The following is a 24,981-nucleotide window of genomic DNA, read 5'->3' as shown; positions in this document are numbered from 1 at the left end:
GGGTGAATGTTGCGCACGCCACACGGCAGACGGGCAGCCTCTCCCGCAAACCAGACATACCGAGAGGCCCTGGCATCCCACGGGACACCAGGGCCTCCTGACTCGCCGTAACCACACGTCGGCGACCGGAGCTCCGCGCTCCGCTCGTGTGGGTCGGGGCGATTCGGGCGCCGCCGCTGGCGAGGCGGCGACGCGAGCCGCCGCACGCGGACCGGCGAACGCTCCGGGACACGCCTCACGGCGGGCTCCGGGCGGCGAGCGCGGGAGACGGGACGGCGCGGGACCGCACCGGGCCCCACGCCGCCTGACGGCGCGCCAGCCCGGTCGGTACGCCTACGGGCTTCCGCGCCCCGCCACGCCTCGTGCTAGCCGGTCACCACCCGCACGTCACCGATGCCCAGCGCCTTGACCGGCTCCGCGATCACCGAGGCGTCGCCGACCAGCACGGTCACCAGACGGTCCGTCGGGAAGGCGGCCACCGCCGCCGCGGTCGCCTCGACGGTGCCGGTCTCGGCGAGCCGTTGGTAGAGGTGGGCCTGGAAGTCGTCCGGGAGGTGCTGCTCCACCTGGTCGGCGAGGGTGCCCGCGACGGAGGCGGCCGTCTCGTACTTCAGCGGGGCGATCCCCACCAGGTTCTGCACGGCCACGTCACGCTCGTCGTCCGTGAGCCCCTCGGCGGCCAGCGTGCGCAGCACCTTCCACGCGTCCTCCAGCGCCGGGCCGGTCACCTCGGTGGCCACCGAACCGCTGATGGCCAGCAGCGAGAGGCCGGTGCCCTCCGGCGTGGAGCGCAGGACCTGCGCGAAGGCCCGCACGCCGTACGTGTAGCCCTTCTCCTCGCGCAGCACGCGGTCCAGCCGGGAGGTGAGGGTGCCACCCAGGCAGTAGGTGCCGAGCGTCTGCGCGGGCCACACCCGGTCGTGCCGGTCGGCGCCGACCCGTCCGATGAGCAGCTGGGTCTGCACGGCACCGGGCCGGTCCACGATGACGACCCGGCCGCTGTCGTCGGCGGTGACGGCGGGCACCGGGCGCGGCGCGGCCGTGTCGCCGCTCCAGGCGCCCAGCGTCTCGGCGAGCGCCTGGTCGAGGTCCACGCCGGTGAGGTCGCCGACGACCACCGCGGTGGCCGTGGCCGGGCGCACGTGGGCGGCGTAGAAGGCGCGCACGGCGGCGGCGTCCACGCCCGTCACCGTCTCCTCGGTGCCCTGGCGGGGCCGGGACATCCGGGAGTCGGCCGGGAAGAGCTCCTTGGACAGCGTCATCGCGGCCCGCCGCGCCGGGTTGGCCAGCTCGTGCGGGATCTCGTCGAGCCGGTTGCGCACCAGCCGCTCCACCTCGCTCTCGGGGAAGGCGGGGGCCCGCAGCGCGTCGGCGAGCAGTCCGAGCGCCTTGGTCAGCCGGGAGGCCGGAACCTCCAGGGAGACCCGCACGCCCGGGTGGTCGGCGTAGGCGTCCAGGGTGGCGCCGCAGCGCTCCAGCTCGGCCGCGAACTCCTCGGCCGAGTGCCGGTCGGTCCCCTCGGACAGGGCCCTGGCCATGATGGTCGCCACGCCTTCGAGCCCCTGCGGCTCGGCCTCCAGCGGCGCGGCGAGGTTGACCTCGACCGCGACGACCTGCTGGCCCGGCCGGTGACAGCGCAGCACGGTCAGGCCGTTGGGGAGCTGGCCGCGCTCGGGTGCGGGGAAGGCCCACGGCTTGGCCTGGCCGGGCTGGGGCTGGGGGTGGAACTGCATGCTGGTCACGGTGGTGTCCGTCGCGTCGGTCTGTGTCGCGGTCGTGGTCGCTGCGTCGCTCACCGGCCCGCCCCTTCGTCGTTGTCCTCGGTCGCCGCGTCGGCGGGGGCCGCCCGCACGACATCGGTCGGCTCGGTGGCCTCCACGGTCTCCTCGCCCTCGCCGGTCTCGGCGGGCTCGGTCGGCTCGTAGACCAGCACCGCGCGGTTGTCGGGACGCAGTCGGGCCGCGGCGACGGCCCGCACCTCGTCGGCGGTGATGTCCAGGACCCGGTCCACCGCGCTCAGCGCGAGCTGCGGGTCACCGAAGAGGACCGCGTACCGGCACAGTTCGTCGGCCCGGCCGCCGACCGTGGCCAGCCGGTCCAGCCACTCGCGCTCGAGCTGCGCCTGGGCCCGCTCCATCTCCTGCGGGCTCGGGCCCTCGGCGGCGAAGCGGGCCAGCTCCTCGTCCACGGCGGACTCGATGGCGGGCACCTCCACGCCGCCCGAGGTCTTGACGTCCAGCCAGCCCAGCGAGGGCGCGCCGGCCAGCCGCAGCAGTCCGAAGCCGGCCGCGACGGCGGTGCGGTCGCGGCGCACCAGCCGGTTGTGCAGGCGGGAGGACTCGCCACCGCCGAGCACGGTCAGGGCCAGGTCGGCGGCGTCCGCCTCGCGGGTGCCGTCGTGCGGCAGCCGGTAGGCGGCCATCAGGGCGCGCGCGGGCACCTCCTCGCGCACCTCCTCGCGCAACTGCGCGCCGATGGTGTCGGGCAGCGCGCCGTCCCGTGGGGTGGGCTTGCCGTCGTGCGCGGGGATGCTGCCGAAGTACTTCTCGACCCACGCCAGGGTCTGCTCGGGGTCGATGTCGCCGACGACGGAGAGCACGGCGTTGTTCGGCGCGTAGTAGGTACGGAAGAACTGCCGCGCGTCCTCCAGCGACGCCGCGTCCAGGTCCGCCATCGAGCCGATGGGCGTGTGGTGGTAGGGGTGGCCCTCCGGGTAGGCCATCGCGGTCAGCCGCTCGAAGGCGGTGCCGTAGGGCACGTTGTCGTAGCGCTGGCGGCGCTCGTTCTTCACCACGTCGCGCTGGTTCTCCATGCTCTCCTCGTCGAGCGCGGAGAGCAGCGACCCCATCCGGTCGGCTTCCAGCCACAGGGCCAGCTCCACCTGGTGGGCGGGCATGGTCTCGAAGTAGTTGGTCCGCTCGAAGCTCGTGGTGCCGTTGAGCGAACCGCCGGCGCCCTGCACGAGCTCGAAGTGCCCGTTGCCGCTGACCTGCTTCGAGCCCTGGAACATCAGGTGCTCGAAGAGGTGGGCGAGTCCCGTACGCCCCTTGACCTCGTGGCGGGAGCCGACGTCGTACCAGAGGCAGACCGCGGCGACCGGGGTCAGGTGGTCCTCGGAGAGCACCACACGCAGACCGTTCGCCAGGCGGTGCTCGGTCGCTGTCAGGCCGCCGGAGCCGGCCTGTTGCGTGGCCGTGTGACCCATGGGCATGTACGTCCCTTCGATCGCGCGATCTATCGCGGGTTGAGCAGTCCTGTCACTGTATGCAAGCGGGCTGACATCTGGCGAAGTTCCCCGCGAAGGACGCTCGCGCGGTGGCGTCGGCGCGGGGTGCGCGGCGCTCCCGTCCGGGCGCGACCAGCCGGGTCGTGGTCGGCGTTGTCAGTGCGGCGGGCCACAATGGTCGACGTCAGCACTCGTACCGGTAGGAGAAGGAGCCGCAGCCGCGATGGCCCGCCGCAGCACGAAGACCCCGCCACCGGAGGATTTCGAGGAGCGCATCCTCGACATCGACGTCGTCGATGAGATGCAGGGCTCCTTCCTCGAATACGCCTACTCGGTCATCTACTCCCGCGCGCTGCCCGACGCCAGGGACGGCCTCAAGCCGGTGCACCGCCGCATCCTCTACCAGATGAACGACATGGGGTTGCGCCCCGAGCGGGGGTACGTCAAGTGCGCCCGGGTCGTCGGCGAGGTGATGGGCAAGCTGCACCCGCACGGTGACGCGTCCATCTACGACGCGCTGGTGCGCATGGCCCAGCCGTTCTCGATGCGACTGCCGCTGGTGGACGGGCACGGCAACTTCGGCTCGCTGGGCAACGACGACCCGCCCGCCGCGATGCGGTACACCGAGTGTCGGATGGCCTCGGCCACGTCGCTGATGACCGAGTCCATCGACGAGGACACGGTCGACTTCAGCCCCAACTACGACGGCAGCGAGCAGGAGCCCGTCGCGCTCCCGGCCGCTTATCCGAACCTGCTGGTCAACGGCTCGTCGGGGATCGCGGTCGGCATGGCGACGAACATGCCGCCGCACAACCTCGGCGAGGTCATCGCCGCCGCCCGGCACCTGATCCGGCACCCGGGCGCGGACCTGGACACGCTGATGCGCTTCGTGCCCGGCCCCGACCTGCCCACCGGCGGTCGCATCGTCGGCCTGGGGGGCGTGCGGGACGCGTACCAGACCGGTCGCGGCACCTTCAAGATCCGCGCGACGGTGTCGGTGGACAACGTGACGCCGCGCCGCAAGGGCCTGGTCGTGACGGAGCTGCCGTTCGCGGTCGGCCCGGAGAAGGTCATCGCCAAGATCAAGGACCTGGTCGGGGCGAAGAAGCTGCAGGGCATCGCCGACGTCAAGGACCTCACCGACCGCGAGCACGGGCTGCGGCTGGTCATCGAGATCAAGAACGGCTTCAACCCCGAGGCCGTCCTTGAGCAGCTGTTCAAGCTGACGCCGATGGAGGAGTCCTTCGGCATCAACAACGTCGCCCTGGTGGACGGCCAGCCGCTCACGCTCGGTCTCAAGGAACTCCTCGAGGTCTATCTGGACCACCGCTTCGAGGTGGTGCGGCGGCGCAGCGAGTTCCGGCGCAGGAAGCGGCAGGACCGGCTGCACCTGGTCGAGGGCCTGCTCACGGCGCTGCTCGACATCGACGAGGTCATCCGCGTCATCCGCTCCAGCGAGAACGCGGCGCAGGCCAAGGAATCGCTGATGGCCCGGTTCTCGCTGTCGGACGTCCAGACGCAGTACATCCTGGATACCCCGCTGCGCCGGCTGACCCGCTTCGACCGGATCGAGCTGGAGGCGGAGCGGGACCGGCTCACGCGGGAGATCGCCGAGCTGTCCCGCATCCTGGAGTCCGACGCGGAGCTGCGGAAGCTGGTGTCGAGCGAACTGGCGACGGTGGCCAAGAAGTTCAGCACCGACCGGCGCACGGTGCTCCTGGAGTCGGCCGGCGCCCCGGTGGCGGCGGTGCCCCTGGAGGTCCCCGACGACCCGTGCCGGGTGCTGCTGTCCTCCACGGGGCTGCTGGCCCGCACGGCCACCGGCGAGCCGCCGGTGGTGGACGACGCGACCCGCCGCGCCAAGCACGACGTGATCGTCTCCTCGATCCCGGCAACGGCGCGCGCCGACGTGGGCGTGGTGACCTCGACCGGGCGTCTGCTGCGGATCGCGGTCGTCGACCTGCCGACCCTGCCGGACACCGCGTCGGCGCCCAACGTCGCGGGCGGGGCGCCGCTCACGGAGTTCGTCTCGCTGGCCGACGGCGAGCGCGTGGTGTGCCTGACCACGCTCGACGAGTCCTCGCCGGGCCTGGCGCTGGGCACCGCGCAGGGGGTGGTCAAGCGGGTGGTGCCCGACTATCCGTCGAACAAGGAGGAGTTGGAGGTCATCACGCTCCGCGCGGGCGACGAGATCGTCGGCGCCGCCGAGTTGCGCACCGGCGAGGAGGACCTGGTCTTCATCACCAGCGACGCCCAACTGCTGCGTTACCCCGCGTCGCAGGTACGCCCGCAGGGCCGGGCGGCGGGCGGCATGGCGGGGGTGAAGCTGGCCGCCGACGCCAGGGCCCTCTCCTTCGGCGCGGTGGACCCGGCCGGGGACGCGGTGGTCTTCACGGTGGCCGGGGCCCGGGACACGCTCGACGGCGCGATGCAAACGGCCAAGCTCACCCCGTTCGACCAGTACCCGCGCAAGGGCCGGGCCACCGGCGGCGTGCGCTGTCAGCGGTTCCTCAAGGGCGAGGACTGCCTGGTCACGGCCTGGGCGGGGGCCGCTCCACCCCGGGCGGCCAGCAGCACGGGGACGGCGGTCCCGCTGCCCGAGCCCGACCCGCGCCGAGACGGTTCCGGCATCCCCCTGGCCCAACCGGTCGCGGCCATCGCGGGCCCGGCGACGTAGAGGTCGCCCCGAGGCGGGGCGCGCCGCGAGGTGGGCGCGACGGCGCACGCCCGAGGGGTTGTGCGTCCGGGCGCGGTGTGCGCGCCGGGCTGACCGCGCCTGAGGTGGCGTGCGTCGGGGCGAGATGGGCCCGAGGCGGTACGCCCGAAGCGGCGTGCGCCCCAGCGGGAACGCCGTCCGGGTGGCGCCTGGCGCGGCGCCGGCCACACGGGGCCGGTCAAAGGCGGGGCGCGCCGCGCGCCCCGGGCTCGCCGACGGTGCGGCCGGTCCGGCCGGGCGCGCGGCGCGCTCAGCGGTGTCAGCGGCATGCGATGTCGGCGGCATGCGGCGCCGGGCCGGAGGCGCGGTGGGAGTGGGTGCCACGCTCGGGCGGGCTCACACCGCGCGCCGTCCCGTGCGGTACGCGGGCGGGGGGCGACCTGTGCGGTACGCGACGGACGGGGTGACGGGTTCCGGTCTGCCGGACGCGACCGCGCGGCGCACCCGAGGCGGCACGCCCGAGAAGGCACCCGGGCGGGTGCGGGGAGACGGGTCGGCGGGCCGGCCGGCGACGTGGTCGGGGGCCGGGGCGCGGCGCGAGCCGCCCCCTCACAGGTGCTGGCACGGCGTGCGCCGTACGCGCCGTACGCGATGCGCTCCGGGAGTCGCCCGTGGGGCGCGGCCCGGGCCGGGGCTACTCCTCGTCCTGCTCGCGGTCCTGGTGCTGGACGTACCGCAGCACGCCCCACATGTCCCGGGCCACGGTCGCCTCCCCCGACGCGGCCGGCGCGGCGCCCACGGGCCGGGGCTCGGCGGGTCGCGCGGCGTGCTGCGCGGGCAGCGGGGCGCGGGCCGGCGACGGGGCCGCGATCCCCGTCGGGACCTCGGCCACCGCGTCGGCGTCCGCCGTCGCGGCCGGGTCCGCCGCCTCGTCCACCCGGCAGGCCGCGAGCCGCTCGTGCAGCGCGGAGGCGTCGATTCCCGAGCCGATGAGGACGAGTTGGGTCAGCCGGGGCTCACCCGCCGGCCAGGGCTCGGGGTAGAAGCGCAGGAACCGCCCGACGGCGTGCAGCACGTACCGGTTGCGCCGGTCGCCGGCCCCGAAGTCGACATATCCCTTGATGCGGTAGAGGCCCACGGGGCGGGAGTCGAGGAAGTCCATCAGGCGGCGCGGGTCCAGCGGCGTCGGCGAGGTGAACGCGAGGCTCTCGTACCGCGCGTGCGGGTGGTCGCCATGGGCGTCGCCGCCGTGCCCCAACGCGTCGCGGAGGTCCTCGAAGGAGAGCTGACGCGGCGCGCTCTCGTCCCGGGGCCGGCACGCGAACAGCAGCTCGGGGTCGACGCGGCCGTGCTCGGCCGTGACGACCGCGGTGCCCGCGCTCAGCTCCGTCAGGGTCTCCCCGAGGGTCGCCAGGTCGGCCGCGCCGACCCGGTCGGCCTTGTTCAGCACGATCAAATCGGCGATGGTCAGGTGGCGGTCGATCTCCGGGTGACGCTCCCGGGTGGCCGCGAACTCGGCCGCGTCGGCGACCTCGACCAGCCCTCCGTAGACCACGCGCCGGTTGTCGCTGGCCAGCACCATGCGCACCAGCTCCTGCGGCTCGGCCAGCCCGCTCGCCTCGATGACGATGACATCCAGGCGGGCGGCCGGCGCGGTCAGCGTGTCCAGATAGCCGTCGAGTTCGCTGACGTCCACCGCGCAGCACAGACACCCGTTGCCGAGCGAGACGGTCGAACCCACCTGCCCCGACACGCTCATGGCATCGATCTCGATGGAGCCGAAGTCGTTGACGATGACGCCGATCCGGGTGTCGGCACTGTGCCTGAGCAGGTGGTTGAGCAACGTGGTCTTGCCCGACCCCAGGAAGCCCGCCAGGACGATGACCGGGATCTGCTGCTCACTCAACGGGGGACCTCTCACACGGCGGGCACGGGCTGCGGCGGTGGCGGGCCCGCGTAGCGAGCCGCCGGGCGGATGATCTTCGAGTCCTCCGCCTGCTCCAGGATATTGGCGCTCCAGCCGACCACCCGGGCCGCGGCGAAGGTCGGCGTGAACATGGTGCGCGGCAGCCCGCACAGCTCCATGACGACGCCGGCGTAGAACTCGACGTTGGTGTGCAGCTCACGCCCCGGCTTGAGCTCCGCCAGGATCGCCTCCACCTGCCCCTCCACCTCGACGGCGAAGTCCACCAACGGGCCACCGAAGCTCTGGGCGACCTCCCGCAGCATCCGCGAACGCGGGTCCTCGGTCCGGTAGACGGGGTGCCCGAAGCCCATGATCCGCTCCCCCGCGCGCACCCGCTCCCTGATCCAGCCGTCGATCCGGTCGGGGGTGCCGATGGCGTCGAGCGTGTCCAGGGCCCGGCTGGGCGCGCCGCCGTGCAGCGGGCCCGAGAGCGCGCCGACCGCGCCGACCAGGCAGGCGGCGAGGTCGGCCCCGGTCGAGGCGATCACGCGGGCGGTGAAGGTCGAGGCGTTGAACCCGTGGTCGATGGTGGAGATCAGATAGCGCTCGACGGCGTGGGCGCGCGCCGGGTCCGGCTCGACGCCGCTCAGCATGTACAGGTAGTTGGCGGCGTACGGCAGGTCGTCGCGCGGCTCGATCGGCTCCAGGCCCTCGCCGAGCCGGTGCAACGCGGTGAGCACCGTGGGGACGACGGCGCACGCCGCCAGCGCGTCCGCGCGCCGGCGCTCGGCGTCGATGTCGTACAGCGGGCGCAGCCGCGTGGACGCGCCCCACAGGGAGAGCGCGGTGCGCAGGCCGGCGAGCGGGCCCGAGGGGCCGCTCGCGCGGGCGATGCCGGGCAGCGCGGCCCGCACCGTCTCGGGCAGTCGGCGCAGCGGCGCGGTCCGCGCGGCGAACGCGGCGCGCTGGGGCGCGTCCGGCAGCTCCCCGTGGAACATCAGGTGCCACACGTCCTCGAAGGTGCGGCTCTCGGCGAGCTCGACGGCGGAGTACTGGCGGTAGTGGTAGAAGCCCTCGCGCCCGCGCACGTCACCGAGCGCGGTGTCGGTGACCACGACCCCGGCGAGCCCGCGCGGGACGTCGATCGGACCGGCGCCCTCCGCCGTGCGTCGCGGGTGCTGGCCCTCGCCCGTGACCTGCGGCGGCCGCGGCTCTCGGGCGGTCGCTTCGGTTTCCTGGATCGGCATCTGCGGCTCCTCTGCTCACCTCATGTTGACTTGACTGTCCAGTACACATGATCGAGCTGTCAATATTGATTGAGAGGCCACGAGTCAACATATGGAGTCGACCGTCGGCATGGATACGGTGGGCCCATGGCGGACACCGAACGGGACCCCGAACCACCAGCCGACCGTGGCGAGCGACGGCTGACCACACGCGAAGCGGCCCAGGCGCTCGGCGTCAAACCCGAGACGGTGTACGCCTACGTCAGTCGTGGCCAGCTCACCAGTCGGCGCGCGCCCGGCGCACGCGGGTCCACCTTCGACGCCGAGGAGGTGGCGGCGCTGGCCCGGCGGGGGCGCCGCGAGGCGCCGACCCAGCCGCCGACGACCGCGTCCCCGGGCGAGGCGGTGGTACGCACCGCCATCACCCTCATCGAGCCGGACGGTCACTTCTACCGGGGCGTGGACGCCGCCGCGCTCGCGCGCCGGTACGGCTACGAGGAGACGGCCGAGTGGCTGTGGACCGGCCGGATGCGGCCCGGCACGCGGTTCACCGCGCCGCCCGAGACCCGTGCCGCCGCCCGGCGTGCCGTGGCGGCGCTGCCCGCGCACAGCGGCCCGACGGACCGGCTGCGGGTCGCCGCCATCGCCGCCGCGGCCGCCGACCCGCTGCGCTTCGACCTCGGCGAGGCGACGGTGCTGGCCAGCGCGCGCACCCTGATCGCCACCCTGGCGGACGCCCTGCCGTACGCGCCGGGGCAGTGCGAACCGCCGGCGCACGCCCACCACACCCCCCGGCCGCCCCACCTCCACGGCCCGGCCGACGGGGCCGGGGCTCCCGAAGCTCCCGGGAGCGCGCGGCACGGCGCCACGCGCCCGGCCGGCGCGGTCGCCGACGCCCCGCCGCCCCCCAGCGTCGCCGAGCACCTGTGGCGGCGGCTCTCGCCGCACCCCGTGGACCCGGCCGCGCTGCGCGTGCTCCAGACCGCGCTCGTCCTGCTCATCGACCACGACCTGGCCGCCTCCACCCTGGCCGTGCGGGTCGCCGCCTCGGCACGGGCCCACCCCTACGCCGCCGTCTCCGCCGGGCTCGGGGCGGCGGACGGACCCCTGCACGGCGCGGCCAGCGGCCTGGCGCACCGCATGCTGGCCGAGGCGCTGGACCGTGGCAGCGCGGCGGCGGTGGTGGCGGACCAGTTGCGCGCCGGCGGCCGGGTCCCCGGGTTCGGGCACCCGCTCTACCCGGCGCACGACCCGCGCGCCCAGGTGCTCTTCGCCCTGCTGGCGGAGGTGCCGGCCGCGACGGACGCGCTGGCCACCGCGCGCGAGGTGGCGGCCACCGCCGCACGCCACACCACCCCGCACGCCAACGTGGACCTCGCGCTCGCCGTCCTGACCGTCTCGACCGGAATGCCACCGGAGGCCGGCGAGACGGTGTTCGCCCTGGCCCGCGTGGCGGGCTGGGTCGCCCACGCCCTGGAGGAGTACGCCGAACGCCCCCTGCGGATGCGCCCGCGTGGTCACTACCGGGGCCCCCGGCCGCCGCAGCCGGTGCCCTGACCACCCGGCGCCACCAGCGCTTTCGGGTCGGACCCACGGCGGGCCGGCGCGCCCACGGCGCACGCGGCGCGCCCAGACGCGCCCGCCGCGCGCCCCGTACGGCGTAACGGGTGACGGGGGCGGTGGCGGAACCGGCGCCACCGCCCCCGTCACCGCCGCGCCCCGCGCAGCGTCGGGCTCCCGGTGTTCACGGAGTGAGCGGCACTCGGGGCATCCCGGACGGTTCCGGCCACAGATCAAGTTAGGCTCACCTGCGTGAGCACCTGTGCGACCAGTTCACGGGAGCTGGCCGAGCCCCTCGCGGGCACCGCCGCCGCTGCCCGTACCTGGCTCCTGATCGAGCAGAGCGGCCCCTGGGGTGCCAAGGCCCTCACCGCCAGCCACCTCGACCCCGAGGTCGGGCGCGCGCTGGAGCGGGCCGCCGAGGACACCGGCGTACGCGTCGCCCTCATCCGCCGGCCCGGCCGGCACGCCGACCGTCGCCGACCGACCCGACAGCGCGTGATCGCCGCGCACACCATGCCCGGCCGGTCCTGGATGCGCACCACACACGTCACCGACCCGGCGACGCTGCTCACACTGGACTTCGCGGCCCTCGGAGCCGGCGACGTGCGCGCGCTGCCACCCGCCACCCAGCGCCCGTTCGCGCCGTCAGCGCCCCCCGCCACGCTCCCGGACGCCCCTGTGGCGCCCGCGCGCTGGAGCCCGTACGAAGGTGACCCCCTCGCCCTCGTGTGTACCAACGGCAAGCGCGACCGCTGCTGTGCCCTGCTCGGCCGGCCGCTCGCCGCCGAACTGGCGGCCAGCGCGACCGAGGTCTGGGAGATCACCCACATCGGTGGCCACCGCTTCTCGCCCACCCTGCTCGTGCTCCCGTACGGATACGCCTACGGCCGGGCCACCGCCCACTCCGTCAAGGAGGTGCTGGCCTCCGCGCGGCGGGGCCGGATCGCCGTCGACGGAGCCCGGGGCCGCTCCGCGTGGGACCGCCCCGGCCAGGCCGCCGACCTCGCCGTACGCCGACACACCGGCGAGGACCGGGCCGACGCGCTCACCGTCGTCGAGGTGGTGGCGGTCGCCGACGTGACCGGGCACGCCACCCTCCCCGTACCGGCCACGGCCGACGGCGCACCCCCCGGGGGCTGGGCCGCCACGGTCGCCCACGACGACGGGCGCGCCTGGCGGGTCACACTCGCCCAGCTCGCCGCGGACCCGCCCCGCCCCGAGAGCTGTGGCGCCGCGCTCGCCACCCCGTCCCGACTCGAGGTGGTCTCCCTCGTCCCCCTGCCGGCCGCGCCCCGTCCGGCCCGCTAGCGTCCGCCCCTCGTCGCACCGCCGCACCGCGCCCGCCCCGCCGCACACGGCGGCGGGCCCGGGGAATTCGCCCCCCTACTCTGTTCTGCTTCTTTTGCTCACGCTAGAACGGACAACCAAAACCTCACAGAGCACGGCACCGGCACCCGCGCCCCCGTACGTTCGTCCCCGTGAACGGGCCGGAGGGGACGGTTCCACCGGCACGAGCCACGGCTGGTCGCGGTGGCGACGGGGGACGGAACGGAGGCGGACGGATGCGGATCGGGTGGCCCCGACGTGTCTTCTCACAGGTGCTGCTGATGCAGTTGGCCATCGCCACCGGCGTCACGGCCCTGGCCACCGGCCTCTTCCTCGCCCCACTCAACTCCCAGTTGGACGACCAGGCCATGCGCCGCGCGCTGGCCATCGCCCAGACCACCGCCACCCGGCCACACCTCGACGAGGCGTTGCTGACGGGCCGGCCGTCGGCGCGCGGTCCGATCCAGGCCGAGGCGGAGGCCATCCGGCGCTCCACCGGCGCCGAGTACGTCGTGATCATGGACCGGCGGGGCGTGCGCTGGTCCCACACCTCACCGGAGGAGATCGGCAAACGGGTCTCCACCGACCCCAGCGAGGTGCTCGGCGGGCGCGAACTGATGGAGATCGACCACGGCACCCTGGGCCGCTCCGCGCGCGGCAAGGTGCCGCTGCGCGACGCGAACGGCCGCGTCATCGGCGCCGTCTCGGTCGGCATCGCGTACGAGAACGTCCGCGACCGACTCCTTTCGGCCGTGCCGGGGCTCCTGGCCTACGCCGGCGGCGCCCTCGCGGTCGGCGCGATCGCCGCCTACCTGGTGGCCCGCAGACTCCAACGCCGCACCCACGACCTCGCGTTCTCGGACATCTCCGCGCTGCTGGCCGAACGCGAGGCCATGTTGCACGGCATCCGCGAGGGCGTCCTGGCCCTCGACGCCCAGGGCCGGATCCGACTGGCCAACGACGAGGCCCAGCGCCTGCTCGACCTCACCCCCGAGGCCACCGGACAGCCCGTGGACCAGGCACTCCCGCCCGGCCGTACCACCGACGTCCTGGCCGGCCGCGTCACCGGCGCCGACCTGCTGACCGTCAGCAACGGGCGGGTGCTCGTCGCCAACCGCATGCCCACCGACGACGGTGGCGCCGTCGCCACCCTCCGCGACCGCACCGAACTCGAACGGCTCGGCCGCGAACTGGACGGCACCCGTGGCCTGATCGACGCCCTGCGCGCCCAGGACCACGAACACGCCAACCGCCTGCACACCCTGCTCGGCCTGCTGGAACTCGGTCTGCACGAGGAGGCCGCCGAGTTCATCACCGAGGCCGTGGGCGTCCACCGGGTCACGGCCGAACAGGTCACCGAGCGCGTACACGACGCGCTGCTGGCCGCCCTGCTGGTCGGCAAGGCCACCGTCGCCACCGAGCGCGGCGTGTCCCTGCGGGTCTCCCCGGACACCTGGCTGCCCGACCGCGTGGTGGACCCACCGGGGCTGGTCACCATCGTGGGCAACCTGGTCGACAACGCGCTCGACGCGGCCCCCGGCGCGGAGGACCCCTGGGTGGAGGTCGAGCTGTGCGCGGAGGGCGACACGGTCCTGGTCCGCGTCACCGACACCGGTCCCGGCATTCCCGCCGACCAGCGCGAACTGGTCTTCACCGAAGGTTGGTCCACCAAGGCGCCGCCGGCCCACGGCAAGCGCGGCATCGGGCTCGCGCTCGTCCGCCGACTCGCCGAGCGCCAGGGCGGCAGCGCCCGCGTCGCGGCGCCCGCCGCCGGCGGCGCCGAGTTCACCATCATCCTGCCGGACGCACTCACCGAGGAGCCCCGATGATCGACGTACTGGTCGTGGACGACGACGTCCGCGTGGCCGAGATCAACGCCGCCTACGTCACGAGGACGCCCGGCTTCACCGTGGTCGGCCGCGCACACACGGCCACCGAGGCCCTGGCCTGCCTCGAGCGCTCACACGTGGACCTCGTCCTCCTCGACCACTACCTCCCCGACGAGACCGGTCTGGCCCTGGTGGCCCGACTGCGCCAACTCGGCCACCACACTGACGTGATCATGGTGACGGCCGCGCGCGACATCGCCACCGTCCAGGCCGCCATGCGCCACGGAGCCCTCCAGTACCTCGTCAAGCCCTTCACCTTCGCCGGCCTGCGCGCCAAGCTCGACGGTTACGCCGCCCTGCGGCGCGCCCTGGCCAGCGACGACGAGGCCGGACAGGATCAGGTCGACCGCATCTTCGGGGCCCTGGGCGGCGCGTCGAGCGGTCCCACCGCGCTCCCCAAGGGCCACTCCCCGCTCACCGCGGACCTCGTACGTCAGGTCCTGCGCGGCGCCGACGGCCCCCTGTCCGCCCAGGAGGTGGCCGACCGCTCACAGCTGAGCAGACAGACCGCCCAGCGCTACCTGAAGCTGCTGGAACGAGCCGGGCGCGTCCGCCTGAGCCTGCGCTACGGCGAGACCGGCCGCCCCGAACACCGCTACCTCTGGCGCGCCCCCTAGCCGCCACGCCCACACACGCCGCGCCGTCCACACCGCGCCACACGCCCCCTGGCGCCCCCTCGTGCCGCCTAGCCGCCCCAGCGGCGTCGCTCCGGCCCTCCAAGTCCGGAACGGGCCCGCCAGCCCCGCCAGCGGCCTTCCAGGCCCGCGGGCCACCCGGGAGCGGTGCCCCGGGCGCGGCGCAGCCCGGAGGCCGGCGGCCCGGAACACCCGCGCCCCGGTGCCACCCGCTGGCGGCTGCCGCGTCTAGGCGTCGATCCGCGACCGGTCCAGCGTCGCGGCCGAGCTGGTGATGAACTCCTTACGCGGCGCCACCTCGTTGCCCATCAGCAGGTCGAAGGCCCGCTCGGCGGCCTCCAGGTCGCTGATGTTGATCCGCCGCAGCGTGCGGTGACGGGGGTCCATGGTGGTCTCGGCGAGCTGGTCGGCGTCCATCTCCCCCAGGCCCTTGTAGCGCTGGATACCGTCCTTGTAGCGGATCTTCTTGCGCTCCAGCTCCAGCAACGTCTGACGCAGCTCGTCGTCGGAGTACGTGTACAGGTACTTGTCCTGGCCCTTCTTGGGCTGGGTCAGCTCGACCCGGTGCAGCGGCGGCACCGCGGAGAAGACCCGCCCCTGCTCGACCATGGGACGCATGTAGCGCTGGAAGAGCGTGAGCAGCAGACAGCGGATGTGCGCCCCGTCCACATCGGCGTCGGCCAGGAAGATGACCTTGCCGTACCGCGCCTGGTCGATGTCGAAGGTACGCCCCGAGCCCGCCCCTATGACCTGGATGATCGCGCCGCACTCGGCGTTCTTGAGCATGTCCGTGATGGACGACTTCTGCACGTTGAGGATCTTGCCGCGAATCGGCAGCAGCGCCTGGAACTCGGAGTTGCGGGCGAGCTTGGCCGTACCGAGCGCCGAGTCGCCCTCGACGATGAACAGCTCGCTGCGATCGACCGCGTCGCTGCGACAGTCGGCGAGCTTGGCGGGCAGCGAGGACGACTCCAGGGCCGTCTTGCGACGCTGCGCGTCCTTGTGCTGTCGCGCCGCGATCCTGGTCCGCGCCGCCGCGACGATCTTGTCCAGCACGGCCCTGGCCTGCTGCTTGACGTCCCGCTTGGGCGAGCCGAAGAACGCCTTCAGCTCCTTGGAGACCACGGTGGCCACCACCCGGGACGCCGCCGAGGTGCCGAGGACCTCCTTGGTCTGTCCCTCGAACTGGGGCTCGGCGAGGCGGACCGTGACCACCGCGGTCAGCCCCTCCATCGCGTCGTCCTTGACCACGTCGTCCTCGGAGACGCGCAGGACCTTGGCCGACCGCAACGCCTCGTTGATGGTCTTGGTGAGCGACCGCTCGAACCCGGAGACGTGCGTGCCGCCCTTGGGGGTAGCGATGATGTTGACGAACGACTTCACGGTGGCGTCGTAGCCGGTGCCCCAGCGCAGCGCGATGTCGACGCCGAGGTCGCGCGTGACCTCGGTGGGTGTCATGTGCCCCCGCTCGTCGAGTACGGGGACAGTCTCCTTGAAACTGCCCTGCCCCGACAGCCGCACGGTGTCGCAGACGGCCTTGTCCTGCGCGAGGTACTCGCAGAACTCGCTGATCCCGCCGTCGTAGCGGAAGGTCTCCTCGACCGGCTTGTCCTCCTCGACGCCCCGCTCGTCCCGCACGATCAACGTCAGGCCCGGCACGAGGAAGGCCGTCTGCCGCGCCCGCGCGTGCAGCGTGTCCAGGGAGAGCTTCGCGTCCTTGAGGAAGATCTGCCGATCCGCCCAGTAACGGACCCGCGTCCCGGTCCGCGCCTTCGGCACGCGCTTGCCCTTGAGCAGCCCGTTCGCCGGATCGAAGGGCGCGTCCGGGCCCGACTCGGTGAAGATCCCGGGGACACCGCGGCGGAAGCTGATGGAGTGCGTGGCCGCTCCACGGTCCACCTCGACGTCCAGCCGCGCGGAGAGGGCGTTGACCACGGAGGCACCGACGCCGTGCAGACCGCCCGAGGCCGCGTACGAGCCGCCGCCGAACTTGCCGCCCGCGTGCAGCTTGGTCATCACGACCTCGACGCCCGACAGCCCGGTCTTGGGCTCGACGTCGACCGGAATGCCCCGCCCGTTGTCCCTGACCTCCACCGAGCCGTCCTCGTGCAGGATGACCTCGATCCGGTCGCAGTAGCCGCCGAGCGCCTCGTCCACGGAGTTGTCGATGATCTCCCAGAGGCAGTGCATCAGGCCGCGGCTGTCCGTGGAGCCGATGTACATGCCGGGGCGCTTACGCACCGCTTCCAGCCCCTCAAGGACGAGCAGGTGCCGCGCGGTGTAGTTGGAGCCGCCTCGGTCTGCTCCGGTCAGCAGCGCAGTGGACGGCACAGACATCTCGGCGGTCACGCGGTTCGCTCCTCGCTGAATTTCAACTGGCCCTCGGCCGGGCTCATGAATGGGCTGGGCGCCGTCAGAAGCGTACAGAGGCCTGGTAGAGCCTTTGTGCAGCCACCCGTGAGAACGCCCATGCTAGTCGAGAGTCGCTCGTACGTTCGATCCCTCGATGGGGTGACGCGCACATCACGTTCCCAAGGAGGCATGAACCATTTAGGCTCCGGGCACGTCCTGATGAACAACCCGGCAACCCAGCCGGCGGGACAAGACCGACAAGCGACGTGAAACCGTAAGCCACCGAAATACGGCTCATTCGCCGCCAACCGTCATCATCCAGCCGACTCGGAAAGAAATTTCGAGAGAAAGCCACGAACGGGAACGTTTTCGGCCTGGTTGGATGTTGACCCTGGTACGACAGCTCGTCGAGCTAGAGAAGAGGCGACGTGACTACTGTTCTGACCCCCGCGAGCCCGCTGACGGCCGCTGACCGCTGCGATCGTTGCGGCGCCCAGGCATATCTGCGCGTCGTGCTGACAAGCGGTGGCGAACTGCTCTTCTGTGCCCACCACGGGCGCAAGTTTGAGCCAGAACTCAAGAAGATCGCCGCGGAAATACAGGACGAGACCGAGCGGCTGACCGCCGCCCCGGCGTCCGCGTCCGATGAGGAACGCTGACACATCGCATCCACGACGAGCGAGGACCGGCCCAGCCGGCGACGGGCGGTCACCCCCAAGCGGGGGGACCGCCCTCCTCGTCTCCCGGTCAGCACACTCCCGGTGCCGACCTCACTCGCGCCCCTCCACCAGCGGAATCACCGCTGAGATCCGTGTGTAGACCCCTGGGCTGTTCGGCTTGGCGCAGCCGCTGCCCCAGGAAACCAGCCCGACCAGCCGTCCCTGGGCCACCAGCGGACCGCCGCTGTCGCCCTGGCAGGCGTCCCGCCCCCCTTCGGGCTCGCCGGCACACACCATCGAGCGGGCCAGATAGGTTCCCTCCTCGGTCCCCGGATACGCGTCCGCGCAGCGCTTGTCGTCGAGCATCTTCACCTCGGACGCCATGAGCCGCGCCGCGTAGTCGCCCCTCCCCGTGGTGTCCCCCCAGCCGTAGACCTTCGCGGTGGTGCCCGGCCGATACGCCGCGTCGCCCTCCTGCGCCATGGGGATCACCCGCTCCGCGGGCTGCGCCCGGTCGAGCGTCAGCACCGCCACGTCCTCCGCGTTCGTCGCCGGGTCGAAGTCGGGGTTGACCCACACCTGCCGGAGTGGGACCTCCTCCCCGAGGTCGCCGCGCAGATCGCCACGGCCCACGATGGCCCGCAGATCCCCCACCGACTCCCGGTCCACGCCCAGCACCTCACGACTCATGCAGTGGGCCGCCGTGATCACCGTCGTAGGGGAGACGAGCACGCCGCCACAGAACTGGCCCGAGCGCACCTCACCGAACCGGTCCCGACTGCCGAGCGCCACGGCCCAGGGCGCGTCCTCGGCCTGGACCGGCCGGCCACCGATGACCACACCGCCCGCGGCGGCTGGCCCCGCCACGGTCGGCACCGCCACCAACGCCGCGAGCAAGGGGGTGGACAGCGAAGAGAGCAGGGTACGCATGCGGGCCTCCTGACCAAGCGGAGCGATCTGTGCGCTCAGCGTCACCCAGACGGGCGCGCCCCGCATCCGGACAGCACACGGGCCGGGACCTCACGAGGAGGCCCCGGCCCGCAAACGTGCAGCGTACGGCTGTTGATCAGTCCAGGTAGTCCCGAAGCACCTGGGAGCGAGACGGGTGACGCAGCTTCGACATGGTCTTCGACTCGATCTGACGGATACGCTCACGCGTCACGCCGTAGACCTTGCCGATCTCGTCCAGCGTCTTCGGCTGACCGTCGGTGAGGCCGAAGCGCATGGACACCACGCCGGCCTCCCGCTCGCTGAGCGTGTCCAGAACGGAGTGCAACTGCTCCTGCAGCAGCGTGAAGCTGACCGCGTCGGCCGGCACGACCGCCTCGGAGTCCTCGATCAGGTCACCGAACTCGCTGTCGCCGTCCTCGCCCAGCGGCGTGTGCAGCGAGATCGGCTCGCGCCCGTACTTCTGGACCTCGATGACCTTCTCCGGGGTCATGTCGAGCTCCTTGGCCAGCTCCTCCGGGGTGGGCTCGCGGCCCAGGTCCTGGAGCATCTGCCGCTGGACGCGGGCGAGCTTGTTGATGACCTCGACCATGTGCACCGGGATACGGATGGTGCGGGCCTGGTCGGCCATGGCGCGGGTGATGGCCTGCCGAATCCACCAGGTCGCGTACGTGGAGAACTTGTAGCCCTTGGTGTAGTCGAACTTCTCGACCGCGCGGATCAGGCCGAGGTTGCCCTCCTGGATGAGGTCGAGGAAGAGCATTCCACGGCCGGTGTAGCGCTTGGCCAGCGAGACCACCAGACGGAGGTTGGCCTCCAGGAGGTGGTTCTTGGCCCGCCGGCCGTCCTCCGCGATGATCTCCAGCTCGCGCTTGAGCTTGGGGGCGAGCTTGTCGGAGTTGGCCAGCTTGTCCTCGGCGAACAGGCCCGCCTCGATCCGCTTGGCGAGTTCGACCTCCTGCTCGGCGTTGAGGAGGGGGACCTTGCCGATCTGCTTCAGGTAGTCCTTGACGGGGTCGGCCGTGGCGCCCGCCGCGGCGACCTGCTGGGCCGGCGCGTCGTCCTCGTCGTCGTCGGAGAGCACGAAGCCCTGGTTCTCGGGCTCGCCCTCACCTCCGTCGGCCTTGCCCGCCGGGGCCTGCGGCTCCTCGATGGGCTCGTCGCCGTCGAGGAGCTCGTCGGCGTCCTTCTTGGACGCGGTCTTCTTCGTGGCGGTCTTCTTGGCAGGCGCCTTCTTCGCCACCGCCTTCTTGGTCGCGGCCTTCTTCGCCGCGGCCTTCTTCGCGGGGGCCGTCTCGGCGTCCGCGCCCACCCGGTCGTCGGCCGTGGCCGCCGAGGCGGTCGCGGCGGTGGTGGTCTTCTTGGCGGCGACCGTCTTGGCCGCGACGGTCTTGGTGGCGGTGCGCTTGGCGGGGCTCTTCGCTGCGACGCTCTTGCGGGTGCGCTTGGGCGCCTCTGCGGCACTGACCATCAGCGTCACACCCTCCTCGTCGAGGACCTGGTTGAGGCTGCGCAGAACATTCTTCCACTGGGTTGGCGGAATCTGGTCAGCCTCGAAGGCCCGACGCACATCGTCGCCGGCGATCTGCCCCTCAGCCTTTCCCCGCTCGATGAGCGCCATGACAGACTCGGACTCGGCGATCTCCGACGGGAGCGTACGGGATGTGCTGGCCGACACGAACAACCTCTCGGAACGATGGAAACGGCTTCCGGCTCCGTCCGTAGACCGGAGCCGACGACCGCCGGCAAGGATGAACCGACGGCGCGGGTGGAGGCGCAGAGGACCACAGCGTCGCGAACGACATCCGTATTCCCTCCTCGGCTGCCACCTCTTTAGTCATCGCGCTGCCTCAAAGAGCGTTACGCCCAATCGTCGTGGCCCGAGTCACACCACATAACGATCCGGAGTCGCACAAAAGCGGGCAGAAACCGCCGCGTCGCCGAACCCGAGGTCCGCCCCGGCCAGCCGGGCGAGGTTCGGCGACGCCATCACACCCGGACGGCGGGGTCAATCCCGCCGGGGGATGAGGTCAGTGTTCACGCGGCGCGGGGACGACTCGGTCGACCTCGGGATGCACCATGAGCAGTTGAGCCATGGCGGTCTCCGCCCCGGCGCCGTCACCGGAACTCACCGCGTCGACGATCCTGCGGTGCTGCCCGACACTCGCCTCCGTGGGGCGGTCACAGCCGGTGATCGGGCCACCGGAAACCTGGAGCGCGGAGGCGACGATGCCGGCCAGGTGTTCCAGCATGCGGTTGCCCGCGACCTGGAGCAGCACCGCGTGGAACTCGGCGTCCGCTCGCGAGAAGGTCAGCGCGTCACCCTGTCCCAGCGCGTGACTCATGATCTCGACGACCTCGGCCAGTCGCTCCTTGCCCTCCTCGCGACCGTTGCCCGCGGCGAGTCGCGCGGCCAGCGGTTCGATAGTCCAGCGCAACTGGCACAGCTCTCGGCGCTGGTCATCGCGCTGCGGCCCGAACGCCCGCCACTCGATGATGTCGGGGTCGAGCAGATTCCAGTCACTGACCGGGCGGACTCGGGTACCGACGTTCGGCCGGGCGCTGACCAGGCCCTTGGCCTCCAGCACGCGCAGCGATTCGCGCACGACCGTGCGCGAGACCTCGAATCGCTGCCCGATCTCCTCGGGAACCAGTGGACGATCGGCGCCCAGGTCGCCGGAGACGATCATCTGCCCGAGTTGTTGGACGAGTTGGCCGTGCAGGCCGCGGCCACGGTTGCCGGTCGAGCGCCTGCCCACGCGGCCGAGCTCCGTGTCCGCGTCCCAGGCGGGGAGGGCGGCGCGTTCGGCGCCGGGGGCCTCGGCGTAGGGGTAACGGTCAAGCTCGCCCGAGCCTGCGAGGCCGGAATCGGCGGGGCGAGCCGCGGTCGTGGTGGTGTGCGCAAGGGTACTCACGCATCCTTTGTCGGCGACGCTCCGAGGGCCCTTAAGGTCTTTGGTGAAAAGCACACGAAAGGGTGATCGCCCATTACCTCATAATTGACGTTCAATCGGACAGAAGTGAGCGCGCTGTGGGAAGTTGCGCACAGTTCCTGCGCCGGCGAGCGCGATCCCGTATGCCCTGGTCGGGGGCTTGGGCGACCACACATCGGCCGCTACCTCTCATTTCGCCCGCTGCCACCGGACGGCGCGGCCGGAGCGCGGTCGACCGCGCAGCGCCGTGAACACATAAGCGCACAACAGTACGGAAATCGAGAGCACCATCACGTGTCCGGCGGGCTCTTCGATCAGACGCCCCGCCAGCGCCACGCCCCGGTCAGGCACAGACGGCCACTCGACGAGCGTCGCGGCACGCATCCGGTCGGACATGCCCGCCAGCGACCTCGCGGACGGCTCGTCGACCGCGGGCCGCACCCAGGTGAGCGCGACCAGCGGTACGGCCATGGCCGCCCCGAACCCCAGCACGGTGGACCGAAGCACCGCCGCGGCCAGCAGCCCCACCCACGCGCAGCCGATCGCCAGCGCGCACCAGCAGCCCAGCAGGGCGGGCCAGTCGGCGGGCGGCCTGGCCGTGTCCGCGCCGTACAGCAGCCACAGCGCCGCCCCGTTGACGAGCACGACGATCACCGCCAACAGCGCCGCACCGCACGACCACACCAGCAACTTCGCGGCGAGCAGGGCGAGCCTTCGTGGCGTGGCTCCCTGGGTGGGGGCCAAGGCGGGGTAGCGGTACTCCTGCCCGAAGGCGAGCGCACCGAGCAACCCCACCCCCACGGCCACGGGCGGCAGGGGCGACACACTCGGCCACCCGCTGAACAGTCGAGCCGCCGCCGCATCTCCCGTACGGGCCAACAGCACACCAGCGAGCAGGGAGGCGACGAGCGTCGCGGCCGTCACGTACCAGGCCGTGCTCACACCGGTCACGCGGCGCAACTCGTAGCGCACGGGCCAGGCCGGCCCGGGCGGCGGCAGGCGCCTGAGCGCGAGGGCTCGGGAGGCGGATGCCGCGCGCGTCCCGGGCTCCGCCCCCTTCCCCGGCGTGGGCCGGGGTGACGCGTCCGCGAAGCCGGCCGCTCCCCTGGCGCCACCGGAACCGACCCACCAACCCCGGCCGGCCACGACAACTCCGCTGGGCTGGACATCGCGGACCGGCGCTTCCACCGCGCCGGCCGGCGTGGAGCCGGGTGAGCCCACCGTCAGGAGGGCGCCGCTCGCCGGCGCCACGCCGACGTGGGCCAGGCGCGCGGCGTGCCCGGGAGGCGGGACGGAGAGGTTGCGACGAACAACGGCTCGGCCGACCGGAACAACCTGACTCGCGTCACTGACCTCGTCCGCGAGCTGGTGAACGAGGATGCCGTTGCGGTAGGCGATCTCTCCGACAGTCGCGCAACTGCTGCCGTACACCGTGATGCGACCACCCCCCTCGCGCACCACCTCGATGCGCTCGCCGGCCGCACGCGCCTCCTGTGTGAGGAGGGCCGCGAGGCGGTCGGCGAACGGGGAACGCACCGCGACCCGTGGTCGCAACCGGGTACGGGCGAACTCGGCGACGGCCTGATCGGCCGCCAACCGCCCGCTCTCGATACTGATCACCTGGTCGGCGAAGCGATCCAGGCCCCAGGGCTCGCTCGCCGCCACGAGCACGGCTCCCCCCTGGTCGGCATAGCCACGCAACAGGCCGTACAGCCAGGCGGTCTCGCGCGGCGACAGGTCACGCACGGGCTCGTCGAGGACCAGCGCGTGCGGGTCGCCGAGGAGGGCCACGGCGAGACCGAGTCGGCGGTCCATCCCGCGCGAGTAGTCGCCGATTCGCTGCTCGGCGAGGCCGCTCAGGCCCACGAGGTCCAGCACCTCGTCCGCTCGGCGCACGGGCACTCCGGCCGCGGCGGCGAGCATGGCGAGGTGCCGACGCGCGGTACGCGCGGGGTGGCCCGGGGCATCACCGAGAACCACACCGACCTCGCGCGCCGGGTGCGGCACGCGGTGCAGGGGACGACCTCGGAAGAGAGCCAGACCGCGCCCGGACTCCAGTTGCAACAACAGACGCAACGCGGTGGTCTTCCCCGCCCCCGCCGTTCCGAACAGGACGGTGACACGTCCGGGACGCGCCTCGAAGGTGAGGTCATCGACGACGGGCGGCTGGTTGCGGCGGGGGGCACTGGTCAGCCCGATGGCCTGGATCATGGCTTCTCTCGCGAGGCATGAGACCGCACTGCGGCACGTGGGGTGAGGGGCTACCGCAGCACCGTAACCCCATCTGTCCCACCTTTTCCGCATACGCAACCTATGCAACGCCGCTGTGTCACACCTCGGGACGCAACATCGGCGGATTGAGCAGCGTCGCGCCACCAGCCCGGAACAACTGGGCTGGCCGACCGCCCTGGCGCGTTGTCGTACCTCCGGTGGGCACCAGGAAGCCGGGCGTGCCCGTGACCTTCCGATGGAAGTTGCGCGGATCGAGCGCCACCCCCCAGACCGCTTCGTAGACGCGGCGCAGCTCGCCAACGGTGAACTCGCGCGGGCAGAACGCGGTGGCGAGCGAGGAGTACTCGATCTTCGAGCGGGCCCGCTCGACGCCATCCGCGAGGATGCGAGCGTGGTCGAAGGCGAGTGGTTCGCTGTGGCCGGCGTCGCGGCCGAAGGCGTCCTCCTGCGCGAGTAGAGACTCGACAGGCGCCCAGCGGGCACTGTGCGCGTCACCGCCCGCGCGCGGGGCCGGGAGGTCGGGAGCGAGCGCGAGGTGCGCGACACTGACCACCCGCATCCGAGGGTCACGCTTGGGGTCCCCGTACGTGGCCAACTGCTCCAGATGCGCGGAGTTCGGCGGAGCCGGGAGCGTCGGGTCGTGTGCGAGGAGGCCGGTCTCCTCGATGAGCTCGCGCGCGGCGGCGCCTGACAGGTCCTCATCCGCGCGTACGAAGCCACCGGGCAGAGCCCAACGCCCCTGGTAGGGCTGCTCCCCACGGCGGACGGCGAGTGCGCAGAGCGCGTGCTGTCGCACGGTGAGCACGACCAGGTCGACGGTGACGGCGAAGGGCGGAAAGGCCGACGGGTCGTAGGGCATGAGGGGATCATAGTCGTCTGCCTGACGATAAAAAGGGTGCTGTGGTGCCTTGCCGCAATCCACTTCGCGATCGCACGCGTTCTCCGCACCACCCACGATGCCGCGCCTCGCCACCCGCCCATCGACGCCTCCCAACCTCCGTGAACCATCGCCCCGCCGCCGTTGCCCGCTTCGCTCCCAGCACACCCCTTCCGCTCCGAGTCAGCCCGACTGGCCCCACCTCAATCCCGGGGCTGGCCCCGCTCCCGGCCTCCAGCCATCCGCGAACGCCGATCAACGCCATCCAACGGCACTGCGCACCAGCGACCAGGGCCGCGATCGCGACCCTCCCCAAACGTCCGCAAGGGCGCCGCCACCCACTTCCCACGTCGTTCGGGTATCGGCGATACCCGAGACGGACGCGACGGCTACCGCTCCACAGGCCTCCGCCCGCCGTCGCCAGCGGGCGGAGCTCGCCACCTTCCGGTTCCACCTCGCTCGCGGCGCCGGCATCGCCGCGAGTAGCTCACCCCGCCCGCCAGACCCTCCCAGAGCACTCAGGCGCAAGCCTCGCGAGCGCGTGTCCCCCGGG

16 protein-coding genes are annotated in these 24,981 nt (G+C 72.7%); 6 read left to right on the top strand and 10 right to left on the bottom strand.

Annotated elements, in window-relative coordinates; genetic code table 11:
* Window positions 1-365: 365 nt before the first annotated feature.
* Complete coding sequence (locus tag ACFVFR_RS06175; protein ID WP_383698595.1) at window positions 366-1,733, bottom strand: M16 family metallopeptidase; 1,368 nt, start codon at window positions 1,731-1,733, stop codon at window positions 366-368.
* 59 nt (window positions 1,734-1,792) lie between these two features.
* Entirely contained in the window at window positions 1,793-3,211 is a 1,419-nt protein-coding gene (locus ACFVFR_RS06170; protein WP_383698484.1) for a M16 family metallopeptidase, read from the bottom strand.
* A gap of 238 nt (window positions 3,212-3,449) precedes the next feature.
* Here ACFVFR_RS06170 and ACFVFR_RS06165 point away from each other — a divergent pair, with 238 nt between their 5' ends.
* A complete protein-coding gene (locus ACFVFR_RS06165; protein WP_383698483.1) occupies window positions 3,450-5,903 on the top strand; it encodes a DNA topoisomerase (ATP-hydrolyzing) subunit A in 2,454 nt (817 codons plus the stop codon).
* 673 nt (window positions 5,904-6,576) lie between these two features.
* On the opposite strand, the gene ACFVFR_RS06160 is transcribed toward ACFVFR_RS06165, so the two are convergent.
* Window positions 6,577-7,788, bottom strand: coding sequence for a CobW family GTP-binding protein (locus ACFVFR_RS06160; RefSeq protein ID WP_383698482.1), 1,212 nt, complete (start codon window positions 7,786-7,788; stop codon window positions 6,577-6,579).
* A gap of 11 nt (window positions 7,789-7,799) precedes the next feature.
* Window positions 7,800-9,035: a citrate synthase gene (locus ACFVFR_RS06155; RefSeq protein ID WP_383698481.1), complete on the bottom strand. Its 1,236-nt coding sequence runs from the start codon at window positions 9,033-9,035 to the stop codon at window positions 7,800-7,802.
* Window positions 9,036-9,161: 126 nt separating this feature from the next.
* Between ACFVFR_RS06155 and ACFVFR_RS06150 the strand changes: the two genes are divergently transcribed.
* The 4 genes from ACFVFR_RS06150 (at window position 9,162) to ACFVFR_RS06135 (ending at window position 14,409) form a co-directional block, all read left to right on the top strand.
* Window positions 9,162-10,571: a citrate/2-methylcitrate synthase gene (locus tag ACFVFR_RS06150; RefSeq protein WP_383698480.1), complete on the top strand. Its 1,410-nt coding sequence runs from the start codon at window positions 9,162-9,164 to the stop codon at window positions 10,569-10,571.
* A 255-nt stretch (window positions 10,572-10,826) separates the two neighbouring features.
* Window positions 10,827-11,885, top strand: a complete 1,059-nt coding sequence (locus ACFVFR_RS06145; RefSeq protein ID WP_383698479.1) for a sucrase ferredoxin — start codon at window positions 10,827-10,829, stop codon at window positions 11,883-11,885.
* A gap of 254 nt (window positions 11,886-12,139) precedes the next feature.
* Window positions 12,140-13,732 (top strand): ATP-binding protein, encoded by a 1,593-nt coding sequence (locus ACFVFR_RS06140; protein WP_383698478.1) that lies wholly within the window; start codon window positions 12,140-12,142, stop codon window positions 13,730-13,732.
* Window positions 13,729-14,409: a response regulator gene (locus ACFVFR_RS06135; RefSeq protein ID WP_383698477.1), complete on the top strand. Its 681-nt coding sequence runs from the start codon at window positions 13,729-13,731 to the stop codon at window positions 14,407-14,409. The genes ACFVFR_RS06140 and ACFVFR_RS06135 overlap by 4 nt, the downstream gene beginning before the upstream one ends.
* Before the next feature lie 246 nt (window positions 14,410-14,655).
* Here the strand turns inward: ACFVFR_RS06135 and ACFVFR_RS06130 are convergent, their stop codons facing one another.
* Window positions 14,656-16,776, bottom strand: a complete 2,121-nt coding sequence (locus ACFVFR_RS06130; protein ID WP_383698476.1) for a type IIA DNA topoisomerase subunit B — start codon at window positions 16,774-16,776, stop codon at window positions 14,656-14,658.
* A gap of 431 nt (window positions 16,777-17,207) precedes the next feature.
* On the opposite strand from ACFVFR_RS06130, the gene ACFVFR_RS06125 reads away from it, so the two are divergent.
* A complete protein-coding gene (locus tag ACFVFR_RS06125) occupies window positions 17,208-17,438 on the top strand; it encodes a hypothetical protein (protein WP_383698475.1) in 231 nt (76 codons plus the stop codon).
* A gap of 111 nt (window positions 17,439-17,549) precedes the next feature.
* Here ACFVFR_RS06125 and ACFVFR_RS06120 read toward each other — a convergent pair whose 3' ends face one another.
* The 5 genes from ACFVFR_RS06120 to ACFVFR_RS06100 all read right to left on the bottom strand — a co-directional run bounded on the left by ACFVFR_RS06120 (window position 17,550) and on the right by ACFVFR_RS06100 (window position 24,410).
* Complete coding sequence (locus ACFVFR_RS06120; protein WP_383698474.1) at window positions 17,550-18,368, bottom strand: S1 family peptidase; 819 nt, start codon at window positions 18,366-18,368, stop codon at window positions 17,550-17,552.
* 136 nt (window positions 18,369-18,504) lie between these two features.
* Window positions 18,505-20,064, bottom strand: coding sequence for an RNA polymerase sigma factor (locus ACFVFR_RS06115; protein WP_383698473.1), 1,560 nt, complete (start codon window positions 20,062-20,064; stop codon window positions 18,505-18,507).
* A 352-nt stretch (window positions 20,065-20,416) separates the two neighbouring features.
* Window positions 20,417-21,355 (bottom strand): FadR/GntR family transcriptional regulator, encoded by a 939-nt coding sequence (locus ACFVFR_RS06110; RefSeq protein WP_383698472.1) that lies wholly within the window; start codon window positions 21,353-21,355, stop codon window positions 20,417-20,419.
* A gap of 153 nt (window positions 21,356-21,508) precedes the next feature.
* The gene (locus ACFVFR_RS06105) at window positions 21,509-23,530 is read right to left on the bottom strand and encodes an ATP-binding cassette domain-containing protein (RefSeq protein WP_383698471.1); all 2,022 of its coding nucleotides are present in this window, start codon (window positions 23,528-23,530) and stop codon (window positions 21,509-21,511) included.
* A 118-nt stretch (window positions 23,531-23,648) separates the two neighbouring features.
* Complete coding sequence (locus ACFVFR_RS06100) at window positions 23,649-24,410, bottom strand: NUDIX domain-containing protein (protein ID WP_383698470.1); 762 nt, start codon at window positions 24,408-24,410, stop codon at window positions 23,649-23,651.
* Window positions 24,411-24,981 lie beyond the last annotated feature (571 nt).

The organism is Streptomyces sp. NPDC057702, from assembly GCF_042799315.1.
Lineage (GTDB): Bacteria > Actinomycetota > Actinomycetes > Streptomycetales > Streptomycetaceae > Streptomyces.
Note: the sequence above shows the minus strand (reverse complement) of the source record. Positions and strands in the feature narration are given on the sequence as shown.

Excerpts from the sequence above, each read along its gene's own strand:
- ACFVFR_RS06165 (WP_383698483.1), top strand. The coding sequence starts at position 3,450 with ATGGCCCGCCGCAGCACGAAGACCCCGCCACCGGAGGATTTCGAGGAG.
- ACFVFR_RS06175 (WP_383698595.1), bottom strand. The coding sequence starts at position 1,733 with ATGCAGTTCCACCCCCAGCCCCAGCCCGGCCAGGCCAAGCCGTGGGCC.
- ACFVFR_RS06155 (WP_383698481.1), bottom strand. The coding sequence starts at position 9,035 with ATGCCGATCCAGGAAACCGAAGCGACCGCCCGAGAGCCGCGGCCGCCG.
- ACFVFR_RS06140 (WP_383698478.1), top strand. The coding sequence starts at position 12,140 with ATGCGGATCGGGTGGCCCCGACGTGTCTTCTCACAGGTGCTGCTGATG.
- ACFVFR_RS06120 (WP_383698474.1), bottom strand. The coding sequence starts at position 18,368 with ATGCGTACCCTGCTCTCTTCGCTGTCCACCCCCTTGCTCGCGGCGTTG.
- ACFVFR_RS06150 (WP_383698480.1), top strand. The coding sequence starts at position 9,162 with ATGGCGGACACCGAACGGGACCCCGAACCACCAGCCGACCGTGGCGAG.
- ACFVFR_RS06100 (WP_383698470.1), bottom strand. The coding sequence starts at position 24,410 with ATGCCCTACGACCCGTCGGCCTTTCCGCCCTTCGCCGTCACCGTCGAC.
- ACFVFR_RS06135 (WP_383698477.1), top strand. The coding sequence starts at position 13,729 with ATGATCGACGTACTGGTCGTGGACGACGACGTCCGCGTGGCCGAGATC.
- ACFVFR_RS06105 (WP_383698471.1), bottom strand. The coding sequence starts at position 23,530 with ATGATCCAGGCCATCGGGCTGACCAGTGCCCCCCGCCGCAACCAGCCG.
- ACFVFR_RS06170 (WP_383698484.1), bottom strand. The coding sequence starts at position 3,211 with ATGCCCATGGGTCACACGGCCACGCAACAGGCCGGCTCCGGCGGCCTG.